21 protein-coding genes are annotated in these 17628 nt (G+C 35.8%); 5 read left to right on the top strand and 16 right to left on the bottom strand.

Annotated elements, in window-relative coordinates; genetic code table 11:
• Positions 1-61: 61 nt before the first annotated feature.
• The 4 genes from queG to ACQY29_RS05650 all read right to left on the bottom strand — a co-directional run bounded on the left by queG (position 62) and on the right by ACQY29_RS05650 (position 2849).
• Positions 62-985 (bottom strand): tRNA epoxyqueuosine(34) reductase QueG, encoded by a 924-nt coding sequence (queG, locus tag ACQY29_RS05665; protein WP_428225878.1) that lies wholly within the window; start codon positions 983-985, stop codon positions 62-64.
• Between the two features lie 89 nt (positions 986-1074).
• Positions 1075-1437: a four helix bundle protein gene (locus ACQY29_RS05660; protein ID WP_428224268.1), complete on the bottom strand. Its 363-nt coding sequence runs from the start codon at positions 1435-1437 to the stop codon at positions 1075-1077.
• Between the two features lie 101 nt (positions 1438-1538).
• Positions 1539-2561, bottom strand: coding sequence for a Holliday junction branch migration DNA helicase RuvB (gene ruvB / locus ACQY29_RS05655; RefSeq protein WP_428224267.1), 1023 nt, complete (start codon positions 2559-2561; stop codon positions 1539-1541).
• Positions 2562-2627: 66 nt separating this feature from the next.
• The gene (locus tag ACQY29_RS05650; RefSeq protein WP_428224266.1) at positions 2628-2849 is read right to left on the bottom strand and encodes a (4Fe-4S)-binding protein; all 222 of its coding nucleotides are present in this window, start codon (positions 2847-2849) and stop codon (positions 2628-2630) included.
• Between the two features lie 86 nt (positions 2850-2935).
• Between ACQY29_RS05650 and ACQY29_RS05645 the strand changes: the two genes are divergently transcribed.
• Both ACQY29_RS05645 and ACQY29_RS05640 read left to right on the top strand, forming a co-directional pair.
• Positions 2936-4339 (top strand): APC family permease, encoded by a 1404-nt coding sequence (locus ACQY29_RS05645; RefSeq protein ID WP_428224265.1) that lies wholly within the window; start codon positions 2936-2938, stop codon positions 4337-4339.
• Between the two features lie 274 nt (positions 4340-4613).
• Positions 4614-5393, top strand: coding sequence for a T9SS type A sorting domain-containing protein (locus ACQY29_RS05640; protein ID WP_428224264.1), 780 nt, complete (start codon positions 4614-4616; stop codon positions 5391-5393).
• A gap of 96 nt (positions 5394-5489) precedes the next feature.
• Here ACQY29_RS05640 and ACQY29_RS05635 read toward each other — a convergent pair whose 3' ends face one another.
• Together ACQY29_RS05635 and ACQY29_RS05630 are read right to left on the bottom strand one after the other, a co-directional pair.
• Positions 5490-5924, bottom strand: a complete 435-nt coding sequence (locus tag ACQY29_RS05635) for a hypothetical protein (protein ID WP_428224263.1) — start codon at positions 5922-5924, stop codon at positions 5490-5492.
• A 59-nt stretch (positions 5925-5983) separates the two neighbouring features.
• Complete coding sequence (locus ACQY29_RS05630) at positions 5984-6598, bottom strand: hypothetical protein (RefSeq protein ID WP_428224262.1); 615 nt, start codon at positions 6596-6598, stop codon at positions 5984-5986.
• A gap of 407 nt (positions 6599-7005) precedes the next feature.
• Between ACQY29_RS05630 and ACQY29_RS05625 the strand changes: the two genes are divergently transcribed.
• Positions 7006-7446, top strand: a complete 441-nt coding sequence (locus ACQY29_RS05625; RefSeq protein ID WP_428224261.1) for a nucleoside deaminase — start codon at positions 7006-7008, stop codon at positions 7444-7446.
• Positions 7447-7527: 81 nt separating this feature from the next.
• Here ACQY29_RS05625 and ACQY29_RS05620 read toward each other — a convergent pair whose 3' ends face one another.
• The 5 genes from ACQY29_RS05620 to aspS form a co-directional block, all read right to left on the bottom strand.
• Positions 7528-7725: a cold-shock protein gene (locus ACQY29_RS05620; protein WP_428224260.1), complete on the bottom strand. Its 198-nt coding sequence runs from the start codon at positions 7723-7725 to the stop codon at positions 7528-7530.
• Positions 7726-7774: 49 nt separating this feature from the next.
• Positions 7775-8332, bottom strand: coding sequence for a DinB family protein (locus ACQY29_RS05615; RefSeq protein ID WP_428224259.1), 558 nt, complete (start codon positions 8330-8332; stop codon positions 7775-7777).
• A 45-nt stretch (positions 8333-8377) separates the two neighbouring features.
• The gene (locus tag ACQY29_RS05610) at positions 8378-8917 is read right to left on the bottom strand and encodes a Crp/Fnr family transcriptional regulator (protein ID WP_428224258.1); all 540 of its coding nucleotides are present in this window, start codon (positions 8915-8917) and stop codon (positions 8378-8380) included.
• Between the two features lie 3 nt (positions 8918-8920).
• Positions 8921-9466: a hypothetical protein gene (locus tag ACQY29_RS05605; RefSeq protein WP_428224257.1), complete on the bottom strand. Its 546-nt coding sequence runs from the start codon at positions 9464-9466 to the stop codon at positions 8921-8923.
• A 75-nt stretch (positions 9467-9541) separates the two neighbouring features.
• A complete protein-coding gene (aspS, locus tag ACQY29_RS05600) occupies positions 9542-11293 on the bottom strand; it encodes an aspartate--tRNA ligase (protein ID WP_428224256.1) in 1752 nt (583 codons plus the stop codon).
• Between the two features lie 143 nt (positions 11294-11436).
• Between aspS and ACQY29_RS05595 the strand changes: the two genes are divergently transcribed.
• The gene (locus ACQY29_RS05595) at positions 11437-12420 is read left to right on the top strand and encodes a TlpA family protein disulfide reductase (protein WP_428224255.1); all 984 of its coding nucleotides are present in this window, start codon (positions 11437-11439) and stop codon (positions 12418-12420) included.
• A gap of 88 nt (positions 12421-12508) precedes the next feature.
• Here the strand turns inward: ACQY29_RS05595 and ACQY29_RS05590 are convergent, their stop codons facing one another.
• On the bottom strand, positions 12509-13336 hold the full coding sequence (locus tag ACQY29_RS05590) for a hypothetical protein (protein ID WP_428224254.1): 828 nt from the start codon (positions 13334-13336) through the stop codon (positions 12509-12511).
• 215 nt (positions 13337-13551) lie between these two features.
• Here ACQY29_RS05590 and ACQY29_RS05585 point away from each other — a divergent pair, with 215 nt between their 5' ends.
• Positions 13552-14652: a DUF4407 domain-containing protein gene (locus tag ACQY29_RS05585; protein ID WP_428224253.1), complete on the top strand. Its 1101-nt coding sequence runs from the start codon at positions 13552-13554 to the stop codon at positions 14650-14652.
• 52 nt (positions 14653-14704) lie between these two features.
• Here the strand turns inward: ACQY29_RS05585 and ACQY29_RS05580 are convergent, their stop codons facing one another.
• The 4 genes from ACQY29_RS05580 to hemW form a co-directional block, all read right to left on the bottom strand.
• Positions 14705-15079 carry an MmcQ/YjbR family DNA-binding protein gene (locus ACQY29_RS05580; protein WP_428224252.1) on the bottom strand — a complete coding sequence of 125 codons (375 nt, stop codon included), beginning with the start codon at positions 15077-15079 and terminating at the stop codon, positions 14705-14707.
• Between the two features lie 90 nt (positions 15080-15169).
• Positions 15170-15574, bottom strand: a complete 405-nt coding sequence (locus ACQY29_RS05575; RefSeq protein WP_428224251.1) for a GNAT family N-acetyltransferase — start codon at positions 15572-15574, stop codon at positions 15170-15172.
• Complete coding sequence (locus ACQY29_RS05570; RefSeq protein ID WP_428224250.1) at positions 15575-16324, bottom strand: cyclase family protein; 750 nt, start codon at positions 16322-16324, stop codon at positions 15575-15577.
• Positions 16325-16404: 80 nt separating this feature from the next.
• Positions 16405-17562, bottom strand: a complete 1158-nt coding sequence (gene hemW, locus ACQY29_RS05565; RefSeq protein ID WP_428224249.1) for a radical SAM family heme chaperone HemW — start codon at positions 17560-17562, stop codon at positions 16405-16407.
• Positions 17563-17628: the final 66 nt, after the last annotated feature.

The following is a 17628-nucleotide window of genomic DNA, read 5'->3' as shown; positions in this document are numbered from 1 at the left end:
TGCCTTTATATGAACCAGCAAAGGTAAGTGTTGCGATAAAAGAATGAAAATTTTTCTGCATTTAATCTTTTAAAAATGCAATGTTTCGTTGTAAACCTGAATGTTTTGCACGTTTAACAGCCGAATTTTTAAATACTTTTCGAAAGACATCTTCGGTAATTTCTTCCCAATCTTTTTTAGAAAATTGAAGTAAATCCTCGTTGGGTTGAAACGCAGCTTCCTGATGTGGTTTGGCAAATCGATTCCAAGGGCACACATCTTGACACACATCACATCCAAACATCCAGTCGTCAAAAGTATTTTTCATTTCCATAGGGATATTATCCTTCAATTCAATGGTAAAATAAGAAATACATTTACTCCCGTCTACTACATAAGGTTGAATAATTGCTCCCGTAGGACAAGCATCAAGACAAGCGGTACATTTGCCACAATGGTCGGTCGTTGGCGTATCGTATTCTAGGTCTAAATCTAAAATGATTTCAGCAATAAAATAGAAAGAGCCAACCTGCTTAGTGATTAAATTACTGTTTTTACCTACCCAGCCTAAGCCACTTTTTGCGGCCCAAGCTTTGTCAAGCACGGGTGCTGAATCCACAAAAACTCTGGCGTTGACTTCTCCGATTTCTTCTTGTATAAAATGCAACAAATCTTTCAATTTATCTTTTATCACAAAATGATAATCTTCGCCATAGGCATACTTTGAAATTTTATAGGAATCGGTATTTTGAATCTCACTTGGATAATAATTCAACAACAAGGAAATCACGCTTTTTGCCCCATCGACCAATAATCTCGGGTCTAAACGCTTGTCAAAATGATTTTCCATGTAGCTCATCTGCCCGTGCATGCTTTTGTTAAGCCAAGCCTCCAAACGCGGTGCTTCGGTTTCTAAAAAATCGGCTTGCGAAATGCCACAGGAAAGAAAACCAAGGCGGAGGGCTTCGGTTTTAATCTTAGTTGTATTTAGGAATTTAGAATTCAGAATTTAGAATTTAGAAACTTACACTTGAAATTAGAATTTGGAATTCAGAATTTAGAAACTTACACTTTAGATTTGAATTTAGAAACATCTTATTTACTATGCATCCTACTTTTAGTATTTTTAATAATCGTTACAAAAATTGCTGTTAGCTCATTAGCTTCTTTTAAAAGCAAATCATCACAATCTTTCCATTTCATCTCTTGGATTATTTCCAACCAGAACAATGTTTCATCAGCTTCTTCTAAAACAATATTCATTTTAGAAAGAAATTCTGCATCACTTCTTCCTCTACAGGCAGAACGATAGTTTGCACCAACTGAAGAACCTGATTTTGCCATTTGATTAACAATAATCTTTTTCACTACTGAATAATCAAGACTTTCTGCAAAACTCAGAACTCTAACCGTAAAGAGTTTGGTTCTTATTTTTAAATCTTTATCCTGATATAGCATCTATTTTTCGGTTTTCTTTCTAAATTCTAAATTCTGAATTCTAAACTCTGAATTCTAAACTCTGAATTCTAAACTCTGAATTCTAAACTCTGAATTCTAACTTAAAACAACTCCCCCTGATTCCCCATACGAACTCTACCCAAATGCTTATATGCTTTTTCGGTGACTTCTCTCCCTCTTGGGGTACGAATGATAAAACCTTCTTGAATTAGAAACGGTTCATACACTTCTTCTATGGTTTCCGCGCTGTCTGAAACTGCAGTGGCTAGGGTGGTAATCCCTACGGGTCCTCCTTTAAATTTATCGATAATGGTAGTTAGGATTTTGTTATCCATTTCATCCAATCCGTGTGCATCTACATGTAAGGCATGCAAGGCATATTGTGCAATTTCTACATCAATCGAACCATTGCCTTTTATTTGAGCGAAATCACGCACACGACGCAATAACGCATTAGCAATACGAGGTGTCCCTCGGCTACGACCTGCAATTTCAATAGCCGCTTCCATGGTAATAGGCATATTCAAAATAGCCGAACTTCGCTGTACAATGGTCGTTAGTAATTCAGTGTTATAATATTGCAAGCGCGATTGAATTCCAAAACGGGCACGCATCGGTGCTGTTAGTAAGCCCGAACGCGTGGTAGCACCGACTAAAGTAAAAGGGTTTAATCCAATTTGCACACTACGTGCATTAGGCCCACTTTCAATCATGATGTCAATTTTATAATCTTCCATAGCCGAGTACAAATACTCTTCCACGACAGGGCTTAAGCGATGGATTTCGTCTATAAAAAGAATATCACGTTCTTCTAAATTAGTCAACAAACCCGCTAAATCACCAGGCTTATCTAGCACGGGACCCGAAGTAATTTTAATCCCAACACCAAGTTCATTAGCTAAAATATTAGCCAAGGTAGTTTTTCCCAAACCTGGAGGTCCATGAAAAAGCGTATGGTCCAAAGCTTCGCCTCGCAAATTTGCAGCTTTCACAAATATGCGTAAATTTTCCAACACTTGGTCTTGTCCGGTAAAATCCTCAAAACTAAGAGGACGTAAAGCACGCTCCACATCCATTTCTTGAGGAGTAAAACGTTCCTTATTGGGATTCAAATTTTCATTCATACCGCAAAGATAGAAAAGTTTATCCTCATAATTTCTTGGCTTACCATCTTAACCAAACGACCCAACCTATTTGTCTTTATTATAATAAATTGTCAATGCTCCAGAGGGACATTTTGAAACTTGCGCAACAATTTCATCCGTGGACGCTCCACTAGGGTCAATCCAAGGTTTTTCAAGGGGTTTAAAAACTCCAGCTAAACCTCTGGCACAATTGCCCGAATGACTACAAAGCGCTGCTTTCCAAACAATGGTTACCTCGCCATTAGAATGTTCTTTACTTGCTTCCATAACAACAGTATTAACTACTTAAAGTTACGAAAAAGCCGCATGTAAAAGTTAGTTTTTATATCTTTAGCCAAACTAACCTAAAATTTATGGAAGAAAAACAACATTTAAAAAGAGAACTCGGCCTGTTAGACGGCACCCTGTTAGTCGTTGGTTCAATGATAGGCTCGGGGATTTTTATTGTAAGTGCCGATATTACAAGAAATATTGGTAGTGCAGGATGGCTGGTTTTAATTTGGATTATTTCAGCCTTGATAACCATGACCGCTGCCATTAGTTATGGAGAATTAAGCGCCATGTTTCCGCAAGCGGGCGGACAATATGTTTACCTTAAAGAAGCCTATAACAAATTGATTGCCTTCCTTTATGGATGGAGTTTTTTTGCGGTGATTCAAACAGGAACTATCGCTGCGGTGGGTGTCGCGTTTTCAAAATTTGCAGCTTACCTGATTCCTGCCTTTAGTGAAAACAATTTCATTATCGATACGCCTTCGTTCAAATTGAGTGTAGCACAAATTGTATCTATCATAACCATCGTCCTACTTACTTTTATCAATAGTCGCGGAGTGAAAAATGGAAAAATTATTCAAAAAGTTTTTACCATTACTAAAATTGCTTCACTATTTGGTTTGATTATTTTTGGATTGTTATTGGCTGCAAAAAGTGACATTTGGGATGCCAATTGGACCAATGCCTGGACTGCACAAAACTTTAACAAAGATACTAACACGTGGACATCAATAGGAGGTTACGCGTTGCTTTCAGCTATAGCAGCCTCAATGGTGGGTTCTTTATTTTCGAGTGATGCTTGGAATGGCGTGACTTTTATTTCTGGGGAAATCAAAAACCCAGAACGCAATGTAGGCTTGAGTTTATTTTTAGGCACGTTGATTGTGAGCATTATTTATGTATTAGCTAACGTAATGTATTTGGCCGTGATGCCCTTGTCGGAAATTGCTTTTGCGCCTTCTGACCGAGTTGCGGTAGTAGCCTCAGAACATATTTTTGGAATCACTGGAACGACTATTATAGCAGTGATGATTATGATTTCCACTTTTGGTTGCAATAATGGTTTGATAATGGCAGGTTCGCGGGTGTACTACACCATGGCTAAAGACGGATTGTTTTTCAAAAAAGCGGCACAATTAAACCAAGCTTCAGTACCAGGTTGGGCATTATGGATTCAATGCATTTGGGCATCTGCTTTATGTTTGACAGGTAAATATGGTGATTTGTTAGATTTTGTAATGATAATTGTAATCATATTTTACATCTTAACCATATATGGGATTTTCATTTTAAGAAAGAAAATGCCTAATGCTGAACGTCCTTACAAAGCTTTCGGCTATCCTGTTTTACCTGCTTTATACATTTTAGTTTCCACCGCCATTTGCGTGATGTTGTTGATTGACCGAACAAGTACTTGTGGATGGGGCGTGTTGATTATGCTAGCGGGGATTCCAGTGTATTATTTGACAAGAGAGAAAGTGTAAAACTTATTCTAAACCATAAAAAAATGACTATAGTTCATAAAGCTATAGTTGTTTTTTATTTAAAAAATTTACTTACAAATTAATTTACTCACAAAATTTTTTACTTTTGTTTTTAATACAAATAAAAAAACCACACTAAACTTAAAACATTTAATTAGTTATTAAATACTCTTATTATAAACAAATATAAAGGTGATAATTAAACTAACAAAATTCCAAAATATCACCTTAAAACGCAATTCTGCGTATTTTGGAAAATCAAAAAAATAAAAAAATGAAAAAAAAGATTCTATTTGGCGCATTATTGCTTTCTTATTTTGCACAAGCTCAAATTAATTTAGAACAAACATTTCCTACTAACGAAAGTTTTAATCCCTTCGCAACTTCCACAGATTTTTTCTACACATCTAACACAAGCTCTTCTTTAAAAATATACAACTCCGACTATTCATTAAGAAAAACAATTAACCTTGTAATTCCTGATGGTTACAGACTTGACTTTTTTGTTGATGCATCTGGAAAGTCTGAAGTTTCAAAAAATATTTTCAATACTGATGACAAATATGAATTTATTGTTTTTTTATCCAATAGAACTACCAATGACTATAAAATGCTTGTAGTTAATGAAGACGGAGATTTGGTATTTGATTTTTCATCTACTGACCCAAACTACAAATACAATCATTATAGAATTTTTAATGATCCGATTTCAAATAAGAATAAAATTTTAGTTACTTATTCTTCTTCAGATTTTTCACAGCAAATACAAAAAGTTTTCACGCTACCAAGCACTACACTTTCTCTATCAGAAGCTCCTAAAACAGGAGAGATTGCACAAAAACTTTTTCCTATCCCAACAAAATCTTTGTTAACTTTCAAAAACCCTGAAAGCGGAAGTAATACTATCGAAATATTCGATGCTACTGGAAAAAAAATTTTAACAAAAGAATATAATACATCAGCTGAAGACATCTCTATAAACGTAGAAAATTTAACTAATGGAATTTACGTGTTAAAATCTGGCAATTATTCTTCAAAATTCATTAAAGAATAAAAATACAACCATCAAACTATCCTAACAGTTTTTAATTTGTTAGGGTAGTTTTCTTTTATAGCTTTTCGATTTCCCTCTACATCAAATCAATTCTGATTATTTAATTTCACTCACCTTTATGTTCGGTTTTAGAGGTAGAGGAACACTATCTTTTTCGTCCAAAGGCATATACTCTCCCATCAAGATTTCATCTTCCACTGTATCCTTAACAACCAATGTACTATCATAAGCTACCACAACTTCTCCCATAGTTTGTCCCGTACTATTACGACAACTGAACAAGCTGGTACCCATTACCACAAAAAGCGCCAAAAGAAATACTTTTTTAAAACTTCTTTGCTGATAAAGCACCGTTTCTTGAATTTTAAAAACAAAAGTGGGTTCAAGCATTTCAGCAGTAAAACGGCCACAAACTTTTTCATTTTTATGCTCTTGCAAATAGGTCTGGGCTTCTTGAATGTTCATTGTGGTAAAATCAACCACTGACTTTGCACATACACTACAAAAACGCCCTTGTTCATCAGGAGTCATACTAGCCCAGTTTTCATTGCAGGGCTTTGGTATGCAAATTTTAATGTTCGGAGTCTTCATTATTCTTTATTTTTTAGAGTGTCTTTTACAATGGTAAGCGAATCGGATACAAATTCAACAGGAATAACTACGGGAGTACCCATCAGAGGCGGTTCTGGAGGCATGATATCCCCTTGTGGTTCACTGATTAGACTGATTTCTGAAACTGAAATTGTTTCTACAGTGGCAACTTGATTTTTCTTTTTAGGTTGAGTAGTTGCTTCTTGAAACTTTCCAGTAAAAACTGGAGCCCCCATAGTTGTTTGAGTTTCGCTTTCAACGTTTATTTCTTGTAACGCTTGTCCCTTTTCATTTTTACAACTAAAAAGTGTGGTTCCCATCACGACAAATAAAGCCAATAAAAAAGCTTTACGAAAACTTCTGTTTTGATACAAAAATGATTCAGAAATACTGATTTTAAAGTTAGGTTCCACCTGCTCCTGACGAAAACGACCACAAATTTTCCGACCTTGATTTTGAATAACAAATTGTTGCATTTCTTGGCTATCCATATTCGTAAAATCAACCACTGACTTTGCACATACACTACAAAAACGCCCTTGTTCATCAGGAGTCATGTTCCTCCAACTTTCATGACAAGGTTTGGGAATACTTATTTTAAAGGATGATTCCATCGTTTAGTCTGTTAATATTTTCTTTTTTTAATGCAACATTCGTACCATAGTGTAAGAATTTTACAATAATTATTTCATTAAAAAGGACTCCGGTGATTAGTTGGTTTTTCATAATAACCTGAGTTCGATTTATAATTATGTGATATTTAGTGTTTCCCTTCTGTTGGAATATTTTTTGTGTGATAAAATGGAACAGAAAATGTATCGAGGATTTATTGATAATACTTCTCGATATAATTTTCCTTTGTTTCTCTACGGAAAATCACTCGAAGTGACGGATAATCAGACAAATTTACATAGAACTCACGTTAATAGGAAAATTCAAAATCATTTTTTAAGACTAAAAACGAAACCTCTGAAACAAAAACGATTCAGCTTCTATAAAAACAAAAACGTATTTTTGCATTATGGAAAACATCTTTACCGACGAATATTTTATGAAAAAGGCTTTGCAAGAAGCAGAAATGGCTTTTGAGCGAGGCGAAATCCCTGTGGGTGCCGTGGTTGTGGTAGACAATCGCATCATTGCCCGCAGTCATAATTTGACCGAAATGCTAAACGATGTTACTGCCCATGCTGAAATGCAAGCCATCACAGCATCAGCTAATTTTTTAGGAGGCAAATATTTAAAAGACTGTACCCTTTATGTAACCTTAGAACCTTGCCAAATGTGCGCAGGGGCATTGTACTGGAGTCAAATTAGTAAAATTGTTTTTGGCGCTTCCGATAACCAACGGGGTTACACAACCATAGGGGGCAAATTACATCCAAAAACTGAAGTGATTTCTGGAGTTTTAGAAAACGAATGCGCCCAGCTGATGAAAGATTTTTTTAAAAGAAAAAGATAAACAACCAATTTCTATAAAAAGAAAAAACCGCCCCAAAATGGAGCGGTGTAACATCATTCGGTAATCAAAAAATACTATATATTATTCGATAACAGCTACATTAATAGCTACTTTACCTTTACGTCCGTCTTCTTCATTGTACGAAACTTTTTGTCCTTCTCTTAATTCTTTACCACCTGTAGCAGTAATATGAACGAAGATATCTTCTCCTGTTTCGTCATTTGTAATGAATCCAAAACCTTTAGACTCAACAAAAAATTTCACTTTGCCTGTTAGCATTTTAAAAAAAATAAATAATTAATAATTATCAAAGATAGAATTTTTAATTTCATATCAAAGTAATTAGTGAATTTATTTTCTGAATTTGAGCAAAATGCCTTATTTGGTGGTTGACAATAAATCGCAAAGTATCGCCTAAACTCAGGCTAATCCAGCGCGAAATGCTAATTTTGATGCGTATTTTTTTTAAATTTTTATTTTGACACAGTTGTAAGATTTCTTCGTATTTTTTTTGATTCGACAAAAATTCTTCAATCACCGCACGTTTTAAAGGCAAGCCAAAAGGGTCTTTATCTTTGAATGTTTTCATCTTAGAAACCTTTGCTTTGGGTAACATGCTATTCGCAAAATAATTCCCTAACCAACCCGAACGAAATTCTTTGGATGCTGCTGCAGTACTATTTTGCATACCTAGCGAAATTTCAGGTAAATAATAGGCACTATACAAATTGAGATGTTCTAAACATTCTAAAATATTCCAAGCTTTTGAATGCGAACGTTTTTGCAATTGTTCATCATCTAACAGCAATAACTGCTGAGCAAAGTCCATTTGCTCCTTAATGATATCTGCTAATTGTTGTACTAATAACTCTGACTGTATTACCATGATTATAAATTTGTACTACAAAGTTCGGCAACCTTCCAAAAATAGTTATTGATGTACATCAAGACTTTTGAGTCGCGATAAAGTTTCGGGTGACATCCGAAGGTAATTAGCAATCAACTTGTGAGGAATTTCTTGAAATACTCTTGGGTTTCTGGTCTGAATACGCTCTAGACGCTCTTTGGCAGATACTGTAAGCAAATCCATTTCACGTTCTAGTTGTTGCAAAATCAATTGTTGTAAGAGGGTGTTCCAAATTTTCAAATTCTCCATATCGGCATGCATCAAAGCCATAAAACCCGCTTTTTTCACCTTTAAAACGGTCGCTTTTTTAAGTGCTTGTATGGAAAAAATGGTAGGTTTTTCTGTTAGAAAACTATCCAAACAAGTAATAAAATCGCCTGGATAGCCAAACCGAATAATTTGTTCTTCGGTTTCAAAGACGGAAATCTTGAAACTTCCGTCTTTTACAAAATAAACATGAGTATCTACACTTCCATTAACGGTCAGATATTCGTTTCTTTTCAGCAAAATTGTTTCTTCAAACAATTGATGTTGGTCAAGAAGTGTAAATAAAGGATTGTCCATACCTTAATATAAAAAGGATTTTAAATCCTTGTACACCCCATTGCCTTCGATAATTACTTGATCGCCTTTTTCTTTCTTATATTGATTAGACACGAATTTTTCATTAGCAACACCTCTTCCTGAGTACTTCGCTGTTTTTTTATTAAAAACAAGTTTTCGCATACCCCTAGATTCGATATTAAGCACGTTCCAACCGTTATTTTTTTCAGCTTTCACAACTACTGGCAAACCAACTAAGCTAAGATCAGCTTTAATTTTCATTGATGAGTCTAGGATTAACGCGGAACAACCCCCATTCCCACAGTCTTCATTAAAGAAAATAAAATAATCTTTCTTCTTGTCGCCATTTAAATCAATTTCACGCAACACGAATTTTCTCTTTCCGCGAAGGCTTTTCTCGTATTCGGCACTCGAGCCAGTTTTTTTTACCAATTCAATCTCACGCTTTTGCAAAAAGTCAGCGATTTTAGCAACTGTTTTTTTGTCTTGAGCAAATGAATTTAAACTACATAAAGCAATAGTTGCTAAGGTTATTATTCTTGTTTTCATTTTTAAAAATTTAGAAATTAAAAAAGGAAGAAACAAGAGCTTCTTCCTTTTATCAAAATTATAAAATTTATACGATTATTCCGCTGTAGTTGCGATAAACAATTCATCCAATTGTTTTGCATCTAAAGCCGAAGGCGCATCTATCATTACATCGCGACCTGAGTTATTTTTAGGGAAAGCAATGAAATCGCGAATGGTTTCTTGACCACCCAAAATAGCTACCAAACGGTCTAAACCAAACGCTAAACCTCCGTGTGGTGGCGCACCATACTGGAACGCATTCATTAAGAAACCAAATTGATTTTCGGCTTCTTCCTTAGAGAACCCTAACAATTCAAACATTTTTGCCTGTAATTCTTTGTCGTGGATACGAATAGACCCCCCGCCAATTTCGTTTCCATTCAATACCATATCATAAGCATTGGCACGGATTTTTCCAGGTTCTGTTGTTATCAAATGAATATCCTCAGGCTTAGGAGAAGTAAATGGGTGGTGCATCGCATGGTAACGCTCACTATCCTCATCCCATTCTAATAATGGGAAGTCAACTACCCAAAGTGGTGCAAACTCATCTGGTTTACGCAAACCCATTTGATTAGCTAACTCCATACGTAAAGCACTTAATTGCGCACGTGTTTTGTTTGCAGGTCCTGATAATACAAAAATAATATCCCCTGTATTAGCTTTAGTCGCCTCAGCCCATTGTTTCAAATCAGCTTGGTCGTAGAATTTATCTACCGATGATTTGAAAGAACCATCTGCTTCACACTTACAATACACCATACCTGAAGCACCAACTTGTGGACGTTTTACCCACTCAATCCATGCGTCAATTTCTTTTCTAGTAAAGGATGCCCCACCAGGAACGGCGATACCTACTACTAATTCTGAGTTGTTAAATACAGCAAATTCTTTATGTTGTGCTACCGCATTCAACTCGCCAAATTCCATTCCGAAACGGATATCTGGTTTGTCGTTACCATAGGTCTTCATAGCATAATCGTAAGTAATTCTAGGGAATTTAGCCACTTCAACACCTTTTACTTCTTTTAATAAATGACGCGTCAAGCCTTCAAACATATTCAAAATGTCTTCTTGCTCCACAAATGCCATTTCACAGTCAATTTGTGTAAATTCAGGTTGACGGTCTGCACGTAAATCCTCATCACGGAAACATTTCACAATTTGAAAATATTTATCCATACCTCCCACCATCAACAATTGCTTGAAGGTTTGTGGGGACTGCGGTAAGGCATAAAACTGCCCAGGATTCATACGGCTTGGCACTACGAAATCACGTGCTCCTTCTGGAGTTGACTTGATTAAATACGGTGTTTCAACTTCGCAAAAACCTTCGTTAGATAAATAGTTACGCACTTCCATAGCCACGCGGTGACGGAACAACAAACTATTTTTCACTGGATTACGACGGATGTCTAAATAACGGTATTTCATACGTAATTCCTCACCACCATCGGTTTCATCCTCAATAGTAAATGGAGGTAATTGCGCTTGATTTAACACAATAAGTTCAGAAACCAAAATTTCAATAGCTCCCGTTGCCATGTTTGGGTTTTTCGATTCACGCTCGATAACCGTACCTTTTACTTGGATTACGAACTCACGACCTAGAGTTTTAGCCATTTCCATTACGGATTTTTCCGTACGACTTTCATCAAAAATCAATTGCGTAATACCATAACGGTCACGCAAATCCACCCAAATCATAAAACCTTTGTCGCGTGATTTTTGAACCCAACCCGCTAGGGTAACTTCTGTATTGATATGTGACGCATTTAATTCGCCACAATTATGACTTCTGTACATGGTAATTAAATTTTGAATGCAAAAATACTATTTTAAACAGTAATTTCTTTTTTTATTGAACTACAAATTAACATATTTTTTAATCCTAGTTATCCTCAAAAAACTATTTTTACCTTTGAATACATTCAAATAATATTTTAAAAATGAAAAAAATACTTTTTGGCTTCTTAGCCTTTTCTAGTGTAGGGGTTTGTGCGCAAGTAGATTTTACCCTTAAAGCAAGCAATAAACCTTCCGACTCTTTACTTATCGCAAATCGCACGACAAAAAAATGGTTAGTCGCGGATAAAGAAGGCGTTTTCAAATCAAAGCTAGAAGTAGTCGATGGTTTTTATCAATTAAAACTCGCAGACCAATACACCAATTTGTATTTAAAAAACGGGCAAGATTTAAACGCTACTTTAGACTATAATAAGTTTGACGAATCGTTAACTTATACAGGAAAGGGCGCAAAAGAAAACAACTTTTTAGCACAACGCTTATTAAACCAAAGCGACAAAGACTATGCTGGTGCTATGAATGCTAAAGACGAGACTTCATTAACCACAGAAATTAATAAAATCAAAGAAGGTATTTTTAATACAATTCCGAAAGACTTGGATGCTTCTTTCATTGCTGACTTCAAGAAGAACACAGAAGCTCAATTAAATGGATTGCGTTTATATGTTCAGAAATCTTTTGAGGTTAAAAAGATAAATAATGCAGCTTCGCCAACGTTCAATTATGAAAACCACAAAGGAGGGACAACGAAGTTGGAGGATTTCAAAGGGAAATATGTTTACATTGATGTATGGGCAACTTGGTGTGGTCCTTGTCGTGCAGAAATTCCTCATTTGAAGAATCTAGAAAAAGAAATGCATGGCAAAAATGTAGAATTTGTAAGTATTTCTATTGACACGCAAAAAGACCATGACAAATGGAAGAAATTTGTAGATGATAAACAATTAGGAGGTGTACAACTAATGGCGGATAAGGACTGGAATTCTGACTTTGCTAAAGCTTTTGGAATTAATAGTATCCCTCGTTTTATTTTAATTGGCCCTGATGGTAAAATTGTCAATGCCGATGCACCAAGACCTTCATCTGAAGAAATTAAAAAATTGCTTAATGATTTAACAAAAGCGTAAAATTTAATAGAGGCTACCCTTTTGGGACAGCCTCTTGTTATTAGAAGCATCCTGATCCTCACTAATCATTAGACCTTAAAACATCGGTTTACTTCTGCAAGCCCACTTCACTTCTATAAATATAATCCCCATGATGAGCTGTAAAGTACTTGCGATAATTTTTGCCAAATTCTTTTCGTTTAGCTTCGTCTTTCCAATATTCTTTTTGCAATTGCTCATTGCGTTCCGTCGATTTTTCTAAATCTGCCAAAGACTCAAAAACAAAAACCTCTATAAATTCATTAGCATGTGAACCCCAAGCATGGCGATAGCTATAATACGCTTTCACTAGTTCGTTTTTGTTGATGATGTTGTCAAAATACTCTTTACTCAATTCGTCGTATTCTTTTGAGTTTCCGTCCTTAGGGCTGGCATATTCACTTTTTCTCACATAGTACACCATGGTTTTTTCAGGGATTTTCACCATTTCTTTACGATGCGCTAGTACCTGATAAATCTCATCGGAATGATTCCCAGTATAAAATGCATCCATCTTTTCGAAGAATTCTTTGCGCGCTTTCTCCTCTGGCCAAATACTCTTGGCTAGTTCCATACTTCTGGCCCACGCCTTATCAATCGCTTCCCAACTTTCATAAACACTCACAGAAATAATCTCGGAATTATCTGCTGTATAATAATGCGATAAAGTATTCGCACGCAGTATCCATTCATTTTTTGAAATCACCTTGTCAAAATATTCCTTTTCGCCTTTAGACCACGCCTCCCAACTCTCTTTGCTGTTCATTTTAGAACCGTCTAAATGGAGTGTGGTCACAGTAATAAATTTAGCTTTTTTGTCCTCTTGCGCCCGATAACTAACTGACACAATGCCTAACAAGATGACTAGGAGTACTTTTAGAAACACTACTTTTTTCATAATTAAAACATTAAAATAAACCAAAAGGGCATTTGTAATTTGAAAATGTAGTGGTAGAAGAACTTAACAGCAACAAAGTTACGCAATTTCTAAACAATCCATTTATTTTCAATGAATTAACCACATTCTTTACTTAATATTCTCACAATAAAATAATAGAATTTCATTTTTTGGCGTTAAATTTGTTACATCATCAATCAAAACATTAAATCATTATGTTACAACGTTTTTTTATTCTGTGCTCAGGCGCAGATAGTCATTTGCTGGAAAGCTGTAGCCAAGGCGAAAAAACCAAATATGTAGGTATTGGCGCTACCGTGTTTTTTACAGCAATCATGGCATTTTTAGCAAGTGCTTATGCTCTATTTACCGTTTTCGATTCGGTATATCCAGCCATCGCTTTTGGAACGGTTTGGGCTTTGCTAATTTTCAACCTCGACCGCTTTATTGTCTCCACGATTCGTAAAAGAGACCATCTTGGACAAGAATTTCTTCAAGCTTCTCCACGAATTATTTTGGCGATGATTATTGCCATTGTAATTTCAAAACCTTTAGAAATTAAAATTTTTGAAAAGGAAATTAACACGGTTCTTTTAAAGGAACGTAATGCGATGGCTATTGCCAACAAAAATCAAGTGACGAATTATTTTAAAGGAGATGTTACTAAAAACCAATCGGAAATAGACAGTATCAAATCTTCCATCAAAGCCAAAGAGAAGCAAGTAGCCGATTTATACCAAGCGTACATAACCGAGGCTGAAGGTACTACGGGAACCAAAAAAATGGGCAAAGGACCTATATATAAAGAAAAAAGAGAAGCGCATGATTTAGCTAAGCGTCAGTTAGATTCTTTAAAAGCTAACTCGGCTAAAACCATTGCTGAAAAAGAAGCCAAAGCCAAAACATTACAGGCGGACTTGGATAAAAAAGTAGCGGATACTAAACCGATTATTGATAATTTTGACGGGTTGATGGCGCGTATTAACGCCTTAGGAAAGCTACCTTGGTTACCATCCTTTTTCATTATGTTACTGTTCTTAGCCATAGAAACTTCCCCTATTATTGCTAAAATGATGGCACCTAAAGGAGAATATGATTTCAAATTAGAAGACAACGAAACGGCGCTAAAAACACATATTGAACAAAACAATCATCAACGCAAGCTTCAAAAAGAAACGGATGCGGAAATTTATAATCGAGTGTATGCAGATATTCGTGAGGAGAAGGAATTGTTTGATTACAAACGCAAACGTGCAAAAGAATTATTAGAAATGCAGGCGGATGCCTATTTGGAAAAACAAAAAAATGTGATTTAAAAACAGTTAAAATCATTCTTACAAACAAGGTGCTTTCATAAAAGATAGCTCCTTAGTTTCCAAATGAATTCAAAATTTCATGTTGTAATTTCTTTGTCAAACTTTTAAACACCAAATCATAGGAATGGTTAATCAACTCCACCATCATTTTATCGGACACATCTTGATGTAAGCTGACTGTATTCCAATGCACTTTACTCATGTGATAACCAGGTTGTATGGCATCATATTCAGCGCGAAGTTCCAAAGCTTTTTCAGGGTCGCATTTAAGATTCAGCGCAGGAGTTCCTTTTTCCCATTCTTTCAAAGAAGTGAGACAAAACATTTTACCACCTACTTTAAACACCAATGTGTCTTCATCGAAGGGAAAATGTTCGGTAACGCCTTTTTTGGATAAACAAAATTCGTAGAGTTGCTGGATGTTCATAATTGTTTAGTTTTCAGTAATCAGTACAAAGTACTCATTTGTAAAGACTAAAATACATATTTTCAGTATTTCTACAATACAATCAGAATATCACCTACTAACAATTTTCTCCATCATTCGTTCGGGATGAGCCAAGGAAGTGAATCCGAATTTTTCATATAAAAACTGGGCATCTTTGCTTGCCAAACGCCATATTTTTACTTGTTGTAACTGGGGTTCGTTGAGCATAGCATCAACCAATTGAGAGGAATAACCATTCCCTCGATACTGCTCCGTTACAAACACATCCATAACATAGGCAAAAACCACATAATCCGTAATTACACGAGCAAACCCAATTTGTTTATCATCTAAATACAATCCAAAACAAATGGAGGCGTCAATGGTTATTTGAATCTCTGCCTTGGTACGTCCTGCTGCCCAGTAGATGTCTTTTAGAAAGTTTTCTAAAAAATCTAGGTCTAATTTACTCTTATCGGTAGAAATCGTTATCATTTAGTCCTTTATTAAAGGGTATAACACTGGTTTACTTGGACTAGCATCATTTTCAAACGAAGCAATCTGTAAGTTTAACAAATAAACACCATCACTAACAGTATCCTCCACAAAAATCATTTCTGTAATCGTGCAATCCATTCGAGCATCTGCGTTGAGCGACTGAGTGTCTTTTACATTCCAAAAAGCTTTATGCCCTAACAATTTACCTTCATCTGATTCTCTATCAACACTCGGAAGGTCAATCAGTAAGTGTTTTACACCATTTTCTACTAGAAACAATACAGCTTCTTCGGTCAAATAAGGCGGATTGGTATGCGAATAGTTTTTTGTTTTTTTAGTGTCACTATTCGGAAAAGTTCTGATTACCAAGGCTTCATTAAATACTACATCTGAAAAGGATTTTTTTCCTATCACCCAGTCTTCCGCTACCTTTTCAGGATAAACAGTAATCACATTGGCTACAAAGAAAAATTGTTTCAAACATTGATTAATACTATAGAAATCCTTAGTAATATGCCCCAAACACTCGGTATGAGTTCCGTGCCCATGTGGATTGAAAAGAATATTATTGAAATTAGTCGAACTCCCTTCGGATACTTTTCCTACCCAATCCCCAAAACGTACAGGTTCAAAAACTGGTTTTTCAAGATACCACGCAATAGGATTTTTATCGTTACTAGACAAAGGAATGGAAATATCCAAAGGTTGGGATAAGTCGAAGGTAAGGTTGTTTATATTTAAAAGCATTTAACCACTAAGACCACTAAGATTTACACGAAGGCACACAAAGTTTCGTGAACACTGTGCCTTCTTGGTGTCCTTTGTGGTTAATCCAAATTTATGAAAAACAAATCACTTGCAATTCCATCACAAAAGAATTTTCCTTTGCGAGTAGTTTTTAGGATATTATTCACAAGTTCTAGCTTTTCCTCTTGTAAGTGCGTCGAAGCATTTTGTAGTAAATAATCCAAATAAATAGAACCAAATTCATTTTCTATGCGTTCCAGCGAAACGCCCCAAATGGTTCGCAAGCCCGTCATGACATATTCGTTGTAACGGTCAGTAGTAGACAATGTTTCTACTTCCTTTGGCACAGTATTTTCGGCAATAGCTTTCATATACAAACTATTATTCGCCACATTCCACGAGCGGTTCGTTCCATCATAACTATGCGCCGAAGGCCCAATACCGATGTATTTTTTACCCAACCAATATGCCGAATTGTTTTTAGAGAAATAACCTTCTTTCCCAAAATTGGACAATTCATAATGCACAAAACCATTTTTCTCTAAAAGGTCCACCAGCATCAAAAACTGTTCATGCGCAATCCCATCATCTGGTGTTGGAATTTTCCCATTTTTAACCAAAGTGGCTAGGGCTGTTTTAGGTTCTACGGTCAAGGCATAACTGGAAATATGCGGAATGCCTAAATCCAAAAGCGTTTGTATATTTTGCAACCATTTTTCATGGGTTAACCCAGGAATCCCATAAATTAAATCGGCGGTAATATTATCAAAATACTGAATCGCAACTTGTAAACATTCCAATGCTTCCGAGGCATTATGCGCCCGATTCATCAGTTTTAAATCTTCTTCAAAAAAGGATTGAATACCTATGGAAAGACGGTTGATTCCAATCATTCGGTATGCTTCTAGTAGATTCCTCGTTCCTCGGAATGACAAGTTGGTGGTTAAATCATCTGGGTTGGCTTCCAGAGTAATTTCTGGATTGTGTACTACATTATAATGCTTATAAACTTCATCAATCAAAAAACTTAAGTCTGCAATCTGCAATATAGAAGGGGTTCCTCCTCCGAAATAAATGGTTTCAACGACCTCATTTTCGAGTTCCTCTTTACGCAATTGAATTTCTTTGGCCAATGCCTGCACCATGTCCTCCTTCTTTTTCATCGAAGTTGAAAAATGAAAGTCGCAGTAGTGACAAGCTTGCTTGCAAAAGGGGATGTGGATATAGATACCGCTCATTTTATAGTATTCAGTGTTCAGCAGATTAGTATTCAGTTTGTGCCCATAAATTAAAACAGTATTCCG

The organism is Flavobacterium sp., assembly GCF_965262375.1.
GTDB lineage: Bacteria > Bacteroidota > Bacteroidia > Flavobacteriales > Flavobacteriaceae > Flavobacterium.
The sequence above is the reverse complement of the archived record's forward strand: the minus strand, read 5'-3'. Positions and strand labels throughout refer to the sequence as shown.

What these genes read in the sequence shown, in the direction of transcription:
- ACQY29_RS05660 (WP_428224268.1), bottom strand. Translation starts at nt 1,437, where the DNA reads ATGCTATATCAGGATAAAGATTTAAAAATAAGAACCAAACTCTTTACG.
- ruvB (WP_428224267.1), bottom strand. Translation starts at nt 2,561, where the DNA reads ATGAATGAAAATTTGAATCCCAATAAGGAACGTTTTACTCCTCAAGAA.
- ACQY29_RS05650 (WP_428224266.1), bottom strand. Translation starts at nt 2,849, where the DNA reads ATGGAAGCAAGTAAAGAACATTCTAATGGCGAGGTAACCATTGTTTGG.
- ACQY29_RS05645 (WP_428224265.1), top strand. Translation starts at nt 2,936, where the DNA reads ATGGAAGAAAAACAACATTTAAAAAGAGAACTCGGCCTGTTAGACGGC.
- ACQY29_RS05640 (WP_428224264.1), top strand. Translation starts at nt 4,614, where the DNA reads ATGAAAAAAAAGATTCTATTTGGCGCATTATTGCTTTCTTATTTTGCA.
- ACQY29_RS05635 (WP_428224263.1), bottom strand. Translation starts at nt 5,924, where the DNA reads ATGACTCCTGATGAACAAGGGCGTTTTTGTAGTGTATGTGCAAAGTCA.
- ACQY29_RS05630 (WP_428224262.1), bottom strand. Translation starts at nt 6,598, where the DNA reads ATGGAATCATCCTTTAAAATAAGTATTCCCAAACCTTGTCATGAAAGT.
- ACQY29_RS05625 (WP_428224261.1), top strand. Translation starts at nt 7,006, where the DNA reads ATGGAAAACATCTTTACCGACGAATATTTTATGAAAAAGGCTTTGCAA.
- ACQY29_RS05620 (WP_428224260.1), bottom strand. Translation starts at nt 7,725, where the DNA reads ATGCTAACAGGCAAAGTGAAATTTTTTGTTGAGTCTAAAGGTTTTGGA.
- ACQY29_RS05615 (WP_428224259.1), bottom strand. Translation starts at nt 8,332, where the DNA reads ATGGTAATACAGTCAGAGTTATTAGTACAACAATTAGCAGATATCATT.
- ACQY29_RS05610 (WP_428224258.1), bottom strand. Translation starts at nt 8,917, where the DNA reads ATGGACAATCCTTTATTTACACTTCTTGACCAACATCAATTGTTTGAA.
- ACQY29_RS05605 (WP_428224257.1), bottom strand. Translation starts at nt 9,466, where the DNA reads ATGAAAACAAGAATAATAACCTTAGCAACTATTGCTTTATGTAGTTTA.
- aspS (WP_428224256.1), bottom strand. Translation starts at nt 11,293, where the DNA reads ATGTACAGAAGTCATAATTGTGGCGAATTAAATGCGTCACATATCAAT.
- ACQY29_RS05595 (WP_428224255.1), top strand. Translation starts at nt 11,437, where the DNA reads ATGAAAAAAATACTTTTTGGCTTCTTAGCCTTTTCTAGTGTAGGGGTT.
- ACQY29_RS05590 (WP_428224254.1), bottom strand. Translation starts at nt 13,336, where the DNA reads ATGAAAAAAGTAGTGTTTCTAAAAGTACTCCTAGTCATCTTGTTAGGC.
- ACQY29_RS05585 (WP_428224253.1), top strand. Translation starts at nt 13,552, where the DNA reads ATGTTACAACGTTTTTTTATTCTGTGCTCAGGCGCAGATAGTCATTTG.
- ACQY29_RS05580 (WP_428224252.1), bottom strand. Translation starts at nt 15,079, where the DNA reads ATGAACATCCAGCAACTCTACGAATTTTGTTTATCCAAAAAAGGCGTT.
- ACQY29_RS05575 (WP_428224251.1), bottom strand. Translation starts at nt 15,574, where the DNA reads ATGATAACGATTTCTACCGATAAGAGTAAATTAGACCTAGATTTTTTA.
- ACQY29_RS05570 (WP_428224250.1), bottom strand. Translation starts at nt 16,324, where the DNA reads ATGCTTTTAAATATAAACAACCTTACCTTCGACTTATCCCAACCTTTG.
- hemW (WP_428224249.1), bottom strand. Translation starts at nt 17,562, where the DNA reads ATGAGCGGTATCTATATCCACATCCCCTTTTGCAAGCAAGCTTGTCAC.